Annotated in this window: 7 protein-coding genes; 2 read left to right on the top strand and 5 right to left on the bottom strand. The window is 57.6% G+C overall.

All coding sequences use genetic code 11. From position 1 onward, the window contains the following. The first annotated feature begins 119 nt into the window (after positions 1–119). Positions 120–1187, top strand: a complete 1068-nt coding sequence (locus LB523_RS01475) for an NAD-dependent epimerase/dehydratase family protein (protein WP_224600988.1) — start codon at positions 120–122, stop codon at positions 1185–1187. Between the two features lie 260 nt (positions 1188–1447). Here LB523_RS01475 and LB523_RS01470 read toward each other — a convergent pair whose 3' ends face one another. From LB523_RS01470 to LB523_RS01450, 5 genes are read right to left on the bottom strand one after another with little or no spacing between them, the layout of a single operon-like run. Beyond that, positions 1448–3673: a lipopolysaccharide biosynthesis protein gene (locus tag LB523_RS01470; protein WP_224600658.1), complete on the bottom strand. Its 2226-nt coding sequence runs from the start codon at positions 3671–3673 to the stop codon at positions 1448–1450. Positions 3674–3701: 28 nt separating this feature from the next. Next, positions 3702–5915, bottom strand: a complete 2214-nt coding sequence (locus LB523_RS01465; protein ID WP_224600657.1) for a GumC family protein — start codon at positions 5913–5915, stop codon at positions 3702–3704. 1 nt (position 5916) lies between these two features. Then, positions 5917–7911, bottom strand: a complete 1995-nt coding sequence (asnB, locus tag LB523_RS01460; RefSeq protein WP_140839041.1) for an asparagine synthase (glutamine-hydrolyzing) — start codon at positions 7909–7911, stop codon at positions 5917–5919. A 1-nt stretch (position 7912) separates the two neighbouring features. After that, the gene (locus LB523_RS01455; protein WP_224600656.1) at positions 7913–9166 is read right to left on the bottom strand and encodes an O-antigen ligase family protein; all 1254 of its coding nucleotides are present in this window, start codon (positions 9164–9166) and stop codon (positions 7913–7915) included. Next, positions 9163–10371, bottom strand: a complete 1209-nt coding sequence (locus tag LB523_RS01450) for a glycosyltransferase family 4 protein (RefSeq protein WP_224600655.1) — start codon at positions 10369–10371, stop codon at positions 9163–9165. Before LB523_RS01450 ends, LB523_RS01455 begins: the two co-directional genes overlap by 4 nt. A gap of 822 nt (positions 10372–11193) precedes the next feature. Here LB523_RS01450 and LB523_RS01445 point away from each other — a divergent pair. Continuing rightward, positions 11194–12669: a calcium-binding protein gene (locus tag LB523_RS01445; RefSeq protein WP_224600654.1), complete on the top strand. Its 1476-nt coding sequence runs from the start codon at positions 11194–11196 to the stop codon at positions 12667–12669. Positions 12670–12816: the final 147 nt, after the last annotated feature.

The raw sequence follows: 12816 nt of genomic DNA, 5'->3' as shown, positions 1-12816 counted from the left end.
CGGGGCAATTCGTCATGGCCGGACATAATTCCAAGACCGCGGGCGTGCTTGACGCACAACCTGACAAATCCAGTTCAACAGGAACGAAAGCCGGTCGATCCAGTCCGGACATGGCGGTTATGCAGCTGGCACGAAAAGGTCCTGTCGTAGTCACCGGCGCCGCAGGCTTCATCGGGTTTCATGTGGCGTCGCGGCTTTTGCGTCACGGTGCGCGGGTCATAGGCGTGGATAATTTCACGCCCTACTACGATCTAAAGCTCAAGGAAGCGCGTTTTGCGCACCTCTGCGCGGAGCCAGGTTTCACTCCGATGCGTATGGATCTGGCGGACCGATTGTTGGTGCAAGCTTTGTTCTCCGACTTTCAACCGCAATATGTCGTCCACTTGGCTGCCCAGGCGGGCGTGCGTTACTCTCTTGTCGACCCGCATGCCTATGTTCAGTCCAACATCGTGGCGTTTCTCAATGTTCTAGAGGGTTGCCGGCACTTCGATATCAAGCATCTGGTCTACGCTTCGTCCAGTTCGGTTTACGGCGCCAACCAAACCATTCCTTTTTCCGAACATGGCGGCGCTAACCATCCAATAAGCTTCTATGCCGCCACCAAGCGCTCGAATGAAGCCATGGCGCATTCCTATAGTCATCTATTTCGCTTGCCGGTGACAGGATTGCGGTTCTTCACCGTCTACGGACCATGGGGCAGGCCCGACATGGCTGTCTACGCGTTTACCCACGCCATCGCCGAGGGACGCGTGATCGAGGTGTCCAATGCCGGCCGTGTCTGGCGAGATTTTACCTACATCGACGATATCGTCGAAGGGGTGGTTCGAATACTCGCAACGCCACCGTGTGCCGACCAGAATTGGGACGGTCACGCGGCTGATCCAGCCACCAGCTCAGCCCCATATCGCCTGTACAACATTGGCAATGACCGGCCAGAGGAGATCAATAGACTAATCGCGATTATAGAGACAGCCGTAGGTCGCAAAGCTCTCAGGAGGGATGTGCCTTTGCCTCCAGGTGATGTTCTCGAGACGCGCGCCGATGTAGGCGATCTTCGCCGGGCCGTAGACTTCGCGCCGGCGACCACGCTCCAGGATGGCGTTGCCCGTTTCGTCGAATGGTATCGACACTTTCATGGAAGCGCGACGGCCCCTGAGACGGAGCAACAAACGCTCGTGTCAGCGTAGATTGCCGGCAGTTCGCGCTGCTCACTCAGACCCGCGCGATCAGCTCACTGGCGTCGCCTGAAGGTGCGGCTCCCTCTCAACGCGCTCGCCTCGCTAATCGGCAAGAACGAGGCATTCTCTGCGTCTCTTTCGTTTTGGTGCTTCATCGAGACACCGATACGCAAGCCCGCCAATCCGTACGTACATTGATGCCCGCATTAGAATGGATCACATCGCGCCAGCCGGGGTCTGTCGCCGGTCACCAATCCCAGAGCATCGAGTCAGCGCAAGAACCAAGTCCGCTGGGTGCTTTCGACCGTGCGGCGGTTAAAGGACGTAATCGCGTAGATCAGTCCGGGCGTGATCTTCAGTCGCTTGCGAATATAAATCGCCATGGCGACGTTCCAGACGACCAGGGCAAGCGCAAGCCCTATTGCTGCGCCCAGCGGACCGTAGATCTCTACTCCGATGGCACAGCCGACGACACCAAAAGCTGCCCCGAGGATCATCGTCACAGCGGCCGCCCATTCGTTTCCGGTCATGGTCAAGAGATTGAGCTGCGGTCCGCACAGGGCCACGAATACGTAGCCGAGCATCAGCACCCGCGCGATCGGTGCTCCAGTACCGAAATCCTCACCGAACCAGCTCAAAAGCGGCCGAACAATCAAGAGCAACGGGATTGCCATTGCTATTGCGGCACCGGAAGAAAGCAGGGCAGCTCGTGAAAACAGCTCTTGCAAACCTCTTCGGTCGTTTTTTGCGTAAAGCGTAGCTGCCGTCGGCGAAAACATTGTAGAGACGGCCACCAACGAGAGACCGACAAGCAACGCGACATTGAGTCCCAGGGCGAAAATGCCTGCGTCGCGTATGTGGCCGGTCCAGCCGAGCACCATTACCCCCGCTCTGTTGATGAAGACGTCAAGACCCGCCATCAGCATGATAGGGGGGACCGCCGACCACCAATCCTTGGACGCATCGGCAGGTTCAGCATGTCGTAAACCCGGCGGCTGAAATCTTGCCAACAGGACAAAGACGAACGCGACTGTTACGGCCGAACTCGTCAGCACCGCTTGCATGACCAACGGTGCATTCAGAGTCCACGAACCGGACAAGGCGGCGACACTTAGCAATGTGAGCAGCAGTCCATCACGCACAATGCGTTCTGGCAGAAGGGCAGAAACACCGCCGCCGAAGGCACGGATGAGAGCCGCGCCCAAGGCTGAAGTCGTGACCAGCGGAACGGCGGCCATACCCAAGAGCTGGCTGATCTCAAGTTCCCTGTTGTGTGAGGACGAAGACAGAAAGATGTAGGTCGCCCCTGCCAAGCCGAATAGAGACGCCACCGCCAACGAGCGTTGAAAGGCAAATCTGATTATACCGTGGGCCAGGTCCAGGCGCCCCTGGGCCCTATAGGCAGATACAAAGCGCAACAACGATACGTTGAAGCCAAGGGTTGCGAGATATGCGAGCACCGATGTGGTTGAAAGGACGTAGGAGTAGATACCATAGCTGGTAGAGCCTACGATACGAGCAATCAGCAATTGCGCCAGGCTGGTTAGACCTGCCCCGGTCACATAGATCATGAGCGCAAAAACGGTGGCATAGCCCAGGCTACGGTTTATTTCTTGCTTCCCGAGCGTTACCGCATCGTTTCCGCCTGGCGGATTTAGGGAGTTCTGTATTGTTATGGTATCCACGCCGTCATCAAGATAGGCATTGTCTACCGTCAGCGGTTGCGATGAGTGGGCAACTTGATGTCGGTACATGGGAGTGACCTGATCGCGGGCCATCTTGAAGGCGATCTTGCGGCTGACGAGTTCAACGCTTTTCGACAACGATCGGTCGTCGAGGGTTTCAACGGAGATTGTTTTCCTGTCGGTTGCCACAAGGATGTCGTTGATATTTTGAAACACTCCGAAAGCTCGCATGCTCGCTTCGAAATCCGCATCGAGAATGCGTTCGGCCGGAGCCGCTTGCATCATTCGCTCCCGCAACCGCGCCTCGGCTGCTGCACGAGGCAATACCACTCGCAAGGTAAAATCCGCGGTAGGAGTGACCTTCAGCGCTCTTGCAATCGCAACGTTGTCGACGCACCCGTGAAAAATCGACAGTGAAGCAACAGCCTGCACGTATCCCTGGTCGAATATTGTAATCTCTCTGCACTGTCGCGCTTGGTCCCAACGATTGGAAAGGTTTATGATTTTTTGCCAGACCCGAGCTCGCCAAATAAATTTCCTTGGCTCAATCGCCTTTAGCATCGACGACGCGATCGACAGATATTTTATCAAATCCGACGTATAGAAGAACAGTTTTGCAGTTGAAAATATTGCAGAAAATACTCTATAGATGAACATAAATATCCCGAGATCTACACTCCTTGACCTTCTACTTGCTTTGTGACTGAAGACCACCTTCGTAGCGTAGCCCTGCCCGCGCAGCGACTTGGCGAGCGCATGGGCAAAGAGTGCTTTACCAGCTCCAGGCGGTCCAAAGAGTTCGATAATCATTTCTCGCGACCCAGGGGGCTTGAGTGCTTTATTGTTTTCCGAACAGCAGAAGATCGCCACTGTCCCCAAAATGATATTTGGCGTGCTGCTTGAGATTTACTCCAGTGAGAGCAATCCCTACCGGAGCGGATCTCGAACCATCAGGCTGCAGCGATTCCAGAATACCGCGCGCGACACTGCGCGGTGTCTTGGCCCACCGGACAGCAAAGATAACGGCATCTGCCCAACTGCTGAGCAGTCGGGATTCCGGACCGTGCAACCCTGGCGGCCCGTTGAGAATGACGAGATTGTACACGGCGCCCAGCTTGTCCGCGAAGTGTCGCGGCACATCGACGTCGACCAACAGCTTCAAAAGATCGTCCGAAACTATGGGTGAGGCCATGAAATCGATGCCGATACCGGGCATGCTCACAACAGCCTCGTCTAACTCGCAGCGGCCCCTCACATAATCCGCAAACGACTTATGCGGCTTGGAAATGCTGAATTCGCGCACAAAGTCGTTGGTCAGTTGCTTATCCTGCGGGTCAAGATCGATGAACAGGACATTGCTGCCCAGGCGTGTGGCCGAGAGCGCCAAGCTCCATGCCAACTCTGTTTTCCCATCACCTTTATCGCTGGAAGTGACGAGCACCATCTGCGACGATCGTCCGGGGGCCGGTTCGGGTGCCACATTGATCAATAGCGACAAGGCAGCGCGGCCATAGGCGGAATTTTTCTGGCTTAGAATGAGGGTCTGCAAGCGCTTCGCACTCGCTCTTGATGCCCTGGGCAATAGGCCAACGGAAGGGAAGCCGAGCGCTGCTTCTGTCTCAGCCTCACCGCGCATTGTGCGGCTCATGCGATTTTTCAAGAGAACCAAGACGCCCCCGATGAGGCCGAATACGACCATACCCGGCGGGATGAGGAAGATCGGTGAAAGGCTCTTCGGGTTGCTCGGTGGCCATGCCGCCGAAATTATCGAAACTCCCGCAGACGGAACCGCGATGCGGTTCCTCAAATCCTGTTGCCTGTTCAGAAGATCATTGTACCGTTGCGTCAATATGGTGACTGCCGGCTCCAATGCGTGAAGCCCGGAAAGCCTGCCTGCCGTGTCGGCTACGACCGCGTCAAGCACATTCTTGCGCGCCTCCAGAGCGGAAACCTGCGCGCGATAGATGTCGGCTTCCGACTTGATGCGTTCGATGCTCTGTTCGATTTCGCGCTTGACGGCAACATTCAGATCCGCATCGGCCGCGGCGCCGCCCTGCCGGGCTATCAGATCGCTCAGCGTCGGCGATCCGATTGCGCTCGCAAGCGTGGCGCTCGTGGCACCGGACCGTTGCAATTCTTGTATATGCTGAACACGGGCCTCGGCTGTGGAGAGGTTTGCGCGAGACAATGACAGTTGCTGATTAAGCTCGGCTGTGTCGCGGACAGCATTGTCAACGGCACCCTGGTCGACGGTCCCGTGACTTAGCCGGTATTTTTCAAGGCGGTCGGTCGCTTGCGCGAGATCGGACTGCACACCAGGCAGCGCAGCGACGACGGATTCGAGCTCCAACCTATCAGCGGCCTGAGCAGTCCGCGCGAGGTCCTGGACATACACTTGCGCGAATGTGTTGGCCACGAATGCCGCCCGGACGGGATCCGGATCGGTAAAGCCGATGGTAATGACTCGCGATCGCAGTTCCTGCCCGACCCTGACGTAGCGCCTCAACGCCTTCAGCCTCGCAGCCTCCCTGCCCTCTGGGGTCATGTCAGCGTGATCCGGCCAAACCCCGGCCAAGAATGCACCTGCAAACGATTGCGATTCGGCTGGGGAAGCGGCGTTTTGCGCCGCGGCGCCGTTGAGGTTGGCCTGCCGATCGGGCGTTGCCTTGTAAATTGCGTCAATTACCCGACGCAGATGAGATTGCGAGGCCAGCATCGTCAGATGGTTGTCAATGCTGGTATCGAGCATATCCTGACCGCCCGTCGGCTGAGGAGCGCTTCTGGTCGGATTGTCGACGATGATTTGCGTGGTGGCCTCATACAGCGCCGGCCGGGCGAAGCCGGCTAGACCCGCAACCGCACCGCCCAAAACGACCATTGCGACCAAAAACCATTTGCGCGCCGCCAAGGTAACCAACAATTGGCCGAAAGGGGTCAGCTCTTCTCGGGGGTCACGCAGCGAACGCCGCATGCGCGGATTGGGCTCTCGCACTTCGACGCGCATCTCTGTGGCGCGCGGTAGCTTTGTTCGCCTAGCTATCGAACCTTCCATTTTAAACTCCCGTCATTTCAAGCATGCGCGACTGTCTCGCGGGCACTGGAAGCCGGTTGGCGTCGGCGCGCCATGCCAGGAACATCAATGTTGCCCAAAGATCCCGGGAATGATCCCGCTTTCCGTTGACATGATCGCGCCAGCACGTCTGGACCTTATCGATGTCCAGAAGCCCATCCCCTGAGTGGCGCATGTCGGCGAACAGGTCACTCGCCCATGCACGCAACGGTCCTGTCAACCAGACCGCAATCGGAACATCGAAACCCTGCTTAGGCCTATCTATCAGCCGCCGGGGAACGTAGCGATGCAACAACCGTCGAAGCAGCCACTTGCCTCGTCCATGGCGGACCATTGCATCCGGTGGCAGCCGCCAGGCGAATTCAACGACGCGATGGTCGAGCAGCGGGCAGCGGCCTTCCAGCCCGTTCGCCATGCTGGCTCGGTCCAGCTTCACCAGGATGTCGCCGGGCAGATATCCTGCCATGTCGTTGTAGAGGAGCCGGGACAGCAAATCGTCGAGTCGCGGAGTTCGCCGAGTTGACGCCCGGTGGCCAAATCGGGTCAGGCTTGTCGTCGATGACCCTGTCAGACGCTGGTACAGTTCTTCCTGGTCCGAAGCGGCGAGCAATTGAGCCAATCGCTCCAGCCGATCACCGCGCAACGCATGGCCGAAGAGCGCCGAAAGTGGCAGCCTGCCAAAAAAATCGTAACGCGTGGCGCGCGCCACAAGCCCGATGCTTGCGGCAACTGAACCACGCAGCGACGAAGGCAAACGACGACGCCGATTTGCTTGCGCCGCCATCAGATGGCGAGCGTAACCGGCGAAACATTCATCGCCTCCGTCGCCCGTCAGCGCCACAGTAACGTGCTGGCGAGCAAGTCGCGCCACCAGCAGAGTAGGGATTTGCGATTCGTCGGCGAACGGCTCGTCCCAGGCACTCGGCAATTCCGGAATGACATCGCGCGCGGAAGCAGGGGAAAGGTGCAGCTCTGTATGATCGCTGCCTATGTACTGAGCGACCGCTGCAGCATGAGGAGCTTCATCAAATCCGTGCTCCCCGAAGGCGATCGTGAAAGTGCGAATAGATTTTCGGGATTGGACCTGCATTAGCGCGGCTACGGTCGAGCTATCTACGCCGCCCGACAGGAAGGCGCCGAGCGGCACATCCGCGCACATGCGCTCTCGAACAGAAAGCCGAAGCAGCCGATCGAGTTCATTCGTCAAATCTTCGTCGCTGCCGACGATCGGGTCTTGCCGGCCCTTCGTTGCGACGTCTGCCAACGACCACCAGAATCGAACTTTGTTTCGAACGGTTCCCGTACGGCGCGCTTTTGCGAAATCCGCTGCAGTTAAGGATAGGGCCGATCCCGGCGGCAATTTGAAAACGCCGCGCCAGATACAACTGTCGTCCGGCACCCAACCTTGCGACAGCATAGCCCTTACGGCGCTGGGATTGAGTTCTGGACGGAAATCCGGGAAACACCGAATGGCCTTGAGTTCGGAGCCAAAAACCAGGGCATGGCGGGTCGGGGCGACGTAGATCGGCTTTTCCCCCATCCGGTCGCGGGCCAGATGAAGAGTTCTCGTTTTTGCGTCCCACAATCCGAACGCGAACATGCCGACAAATCGCGTAAGCGCAGCTTCGAGCCCCCACTGCTCCACGGCCCCAAGCACAACTTCTGTATCGCATGTTCCGCGAAAGCTGTGGCCGGCATCCTCAAGCTCTCGGCGCAAGTCCCGAAAATTGTATATCTCCCCATTGAAGGTGATCACGTACCGGCCGCTGTCCGAGCGCATGGGCTGGGCGCCGGTTTCCGACAAATCCACGACTGCCAGGCGGCTGTGGCCGAAAGCGATACCAGCCTCCACATCCTTCCAGAAGCTTTCGCCGTCGGGCCCTCTGTGACGGAGGGCTGTTGTCATCTGCGCTATAGCTGCGAGCGGCCTTGTGCTGGGCGAGTCTGGCGCAAGAAGGATCCCGGCGATTCCGCACATATCAACGGCTCCTCGCTCCTGCAGTTGCCGCGATAAACTTGGGCTGCCCGGCTACGAGGCAAAGTGTGATCGAGAACCAAACGATCGGGTGGCGAATGACCAAATGCGGGAAGCCGAAGATGCCGATCGACAACGCAAGTGCCACCAGAGCGTCGAGCCTTGCACGCCAGGCAGAGATGGCCGCGAGGCCAAGGATCCACAACAGGGCGAGAACCGCTAGAATGCCTCCTTGAGTATACAAGTCCAGTAGCGTGCTGTGAGCCTCGAAAGGCAGGTCGATAAACTCCTTGGTCACGACAGATCTGTCGACATGTGGTCCCGGGCCGAGGCCCAGCGAAGCAGACCCCAACCCCTTGCCCAGAGCATTGGTCCAGATATTGATGCGCAGGTTGGCTGTCTCGGCTGTTGCCTCACCACCCTCGCCTTTGGTCAGGCTCTTGGCGAAATTTTCAACAGTGCTCGTTTCCGCAAGCACATAGGGTGTTGCGGAGATTGCAAGAGGAACCAAAGCAAGCAACAGCAAAAGGCTGATTTGACGACCAAGAGTGACCCTTCCGCCAACCGCGACCCATCTCCGGACGCGCAACATCAGGAAAACCAAACCGGTTATCACTATTGTCAATAGATAGGTATCGCTCTTAGTCAATCGTCCGACGTATACTATGAGAACAATGCTTACTATGCCAAATGTCCTGGCTATCATATTACTTGTTGTCATTGAAAGGTATAGTGCGAGGGGACCGAACAGCGCGCAATAAAGTGCTAGTTGGTTTGGGTTGTCCGACCATCCTGTGAACCTGTCCCAAAACCAAGGGTTCACTCCGGACTGGTGGAGTAAGCCGAATCCAAGCGCCAGCTGGATAACAAAACACGCGTTCGCAATGACGATCACCCACCACGCGGTGCGACGCAGATGGCGATCCGCCTGAGGATCAGCCGCAAGCAGACATGTAACGAATGCCAGCAACAGATAGGCAATCATGTCGTGAACCGGCGCGTCCATGTACTGAACGCTCGTAAGCATGCCGACAATCATGCCTAGCCCGAGAGCGAATGCCATGATCCCCCAGAGGGCGGCAAAAATCGACAGGGCCGGCGTGGCTTCAAGTCGACCACCGGCAAGTACGCGACCAATCGAAATCAGTATCCAAACCGCCAGCAACAATTCGCTGATTCCGAACGGCGCGCCTGGAATTTCGAGTTGCGATGCATAAGCCATTGCAACGCCGCCGGCCAACAGGACGTCTCGGATCATTGGCGCACCTCGCCCAACGGACCAAATGCGGCATTCTTTTCGGTCTGCGAGGCCTGAACTGAGGCGCCAACGGCTTTGTCATCGAGAATATGCCGGTAAAGATCGCAATACTGGGCGACCACCAGCGGCAGCGCGAAATGCTGCTTGACGAATTCGATGGAACGAGCGCCCATGGCCGCCCCGGCGGGGCGGTCGGCCAAGACTTGATTTATCCTGGAAGCAAATGCCTCGGCATCGCCAGGCGGAACCAGGTATCCGTTCCAACCGGGCTGGACCACTTCGTTGCAGCCCGGCATATCTGACGCCACGATTGGCAGCCCAGCTAACCCCGCCTCGAGCAGGACACGTGGCACTCCCTCCCGATATTGTGTCGGAAAGGCAAACAAATCCGCCATGCCAAGAAGGGCAGGAACATCGCGCCGTGGACCCAGGGCAATGACATGAGGGGAATGGCGTTCGATTTCCGATTTGTCGACGGCGAACGGCCCCTCGGATTCCCATGGACCAACAAGCACGAAACGCGCATTCGGCCTTTTTTCAAGAACGCGGGGTACTGCCTTAAGCAGCGTTGGGATGCCCTTCTCGCGCGTCAGCCGGCCGACAAAAATGATCACTTCAGCCGATGACAGCCCAAGCTGCTCGCGCATCGCCTGCGATGACGGAGCGCTCTGTCTTGCCCTGGTAAAGCCATCGATGTCGATGCCGGAACTGCAGATCAGGCGACCAGTCCCGCGCCCGATGAGCCGGTAGCGCTCGAAGAACGCCTTGTCATCACGATTTTGGAAAACCGTGGCAGCCGTCCAGCGCGACGAAAGCCACTGCAGCCCCGAGAAGATCGGGCGCAGCGCCATGGCCCTCGGCTCACGGGAAGAAAACGTCCAGCCAAGACCATTGATGGTGCGGATGACAGGAACGCCCCCCCTTATCGCCAACGGCGTCAAGAGATTAGGCTTGGTATCAAAGCTCTGTACAATGTCCGGGCGCAGGTCCGAGATCAGTTTTCTGATCGTCCTTACGGCGCCTCCACTCCCGCTGGAAAATCGGTCGAAGCCGTAGCGACGATGCGGAATGTCGTGCTGCGAGAATGCTGTATCCGGACCGCTCGACACCGCAGTGACTTGGAAGCCCTTCTGACGCAGCGACAGCAAAAACGGAATCCTGAAGGCGTGGTCCTCGCCTCCAACACACACAAGATGCGGATTCATGCTGTCTCCCCCGACCGCCCGTCTGACTTGGGTCGCGTGCACTGGTCAGCATTTCTTCGTGCTTCCATGATCCTGGTTCGCTACTCAGATACATGTTTTGCGCCAAGGTTCACGGTACGGGCAGGCTTGCCCAATGTCCTCGTCCGTTTGAATGAGCGGACCGATCTCGGGGTGCGCGCGGCTGCGTCGGAGCGCGAATTGAATGTCCATTTCGGCGAGGGATTCGAGGCTCGGCTGCCTCTGAGCCGGTGACAAGGCCTCAGCTTGAATTGCGTCGGTTCAACCGTTCCTCAAGTCCAAGTTCGGCGAACGCGGTTGATCGCAGAACCCCGGATCTGACGAGCTGTCGACGAAGATACGTTCCTAGCAAAATGCCTAGAGGAAGAGAGCACTCAAGCGAAGTGTCCTTCGCTCGAAAAAAGGGAGTGCCTCGCACTGGGCACACCCGAGAAAATTTCAAGTTTTCCCAAAAAACCGGGAATTGATCCTGACAACCGTTTCCTTATTGCTGTGTTCTGTGCCCAGCATCAATGATTCTACCGGTATCGGGTTGTTTTGGTTCCAGCAGCGTTTCGCTCGCCGCATCGTCGGTCTTTGTGGCCTGAAGGTTGAGTAACGGAATCGTGTTATCCCCGGCTAATTTGATGCATCATCGAACACCGAAATTCGATGCAAATCACTGTAAGGTTAGGCGTTTTTGGTGCTGGTAAAGTACTCGATCAATCATTCTATCAACATATTTCCGTATTTGATTTGGCGCTAATGTACCCTCTCGGTTAGGCAGGGGGTGGGGCGCTTATCAATCAGAAGAAGGATGTTCGCATGGCTACCATGCATTACGCCTATGGCGCCCCCGCCTCCGGCGCCATAGCTAATGGCTTCAACTTGATCGACCTTCAGTACGCGTCATCGGTCAACGCGCTGCCTGACGGCACCAAGGCTTTGATATATCTCAACGAAAGCAGCGGGGTGACCCAGTCTTTCATAGACAAGGTGACGCCCCTCCTCGGCAATTCCAAGGTTTTTGGCTTTTATCTCACTGACGAGCCTGACCCCACGGGCAAATACCACACACAGGTCAGCGCTGCGAATCTGAAGGCTGAATCCGACTGGATTCACTCTCATTTCCCGGGTGCGAAAACCTTCATTACGCTGATGGATATGGGGTCGTTCACGGCCTCCGATTACACCAACACGTACAATCCCGCCAACACGGGGATCGACTATTACGGGCTCGATCCCTACCCCGTGCGCTCGACCGCGGTCGACTTCAACTACATCGACAGAGCCGTCGCTGCAGCGGAGAAGGCGGGCATTCCGCAGAGTGCGATCATTCCTGTGTTCCAGACGTTTGGCGGCGGCGGGTGGTCGACCAATACGGGCGGGTCTTATGTGATGCCTACCACCGCCCAGGAACAGACCATCATGGACCATTGGGCAAAGCTCGTCCCGTCGCCAGCCTTTGACATGGCCTATAAGTGGTCCTCGCAAAATGGCGAGACCTCGCTTGGCAACACGTCGTCGATGCAGGCGTTTTTCCTGGATCACAACACCCATACCAGCACCAGCACCAACACTGGCACCAGTACTGGTAGTGGCACTGGCACCAGTAGCGGCACGACAACCCCACCTCCCGTCACGGCCCCGATCGCCGACATAAAAGGCACCAGCGGCAACGACGTTTTACGCCCGGGCGACAACGCCGCACACACGATGGCGGGCTATGGGGGCAATGACGACTTCTATGTCAACAATGCCGCCAGCAAGGTGGTCGAGGTCGCTGGCCAGGGCCAGGACAGGGTGTGGACGTCGGTGAGTTATGCGCTTGCTGCCGGCTCGTCGATTGAGGTCCTCGGTACCCAGAAGGATGCCGGCACGACGGCAATCAATTTGACCGGCAACGAACTGCGTCAGCACATCATCGGAAATGCCGGCGACAACGTCATAAAGAGCGGCGGCGGCGGCGATTGGCTGACCGGCAATGGCGGCCACGACACCTTCGTTTTCAACAGCACCCTCAGCAAGAGCAATGTTGCCACGGTTACCGACTTCAGCCCGTCTGTGGACAAGATCCACTTGGATGACGCTGTCTTCAAAGGGCTCAGCGTTGGGGCGCTCGCAAGCAGTGCTTTCTATACCGGTACCGCCGCTCACGACAGCACCGATCATATCGTCTACAACAGCACGACCGGAGCGCTCTACTTTGACAGTGACGGCGCAGGCGGCGCAGCTCAGATTCAGTTCGCCGCCCTTTCCCCGCATCTTGCGGTTACGGCGAGCTCGTTCGCTGTGGTCTAGGACGGGCATGCTCTTCATGGGGGTCTAGCGCAGACGCGTACCTGCCATAAGATCGCCGCCGATAGGAGCCTCCAGGCTCCGCAAAGCAGGGCATTACCGGCGACAATGTTCGCCGGTAATGCCTACTCCACCGTCACAGACTTCGTC

Origin of the sequence: Mesorhizobium sp. ESP-6-4 (assembly GCF_020164735.1) — a bacterium.
Classification (GTDB): domain Bacteria; phylum Pseudomonadota; class Alphaproteobacteria; order Rhizobiales; family Rhizobiaceae; genus Mesorhizobium.
Note: the sequence above shows the minus strand (reverse complement) of the source record. Positions and strands in the feature narration are given on the sequence as shown.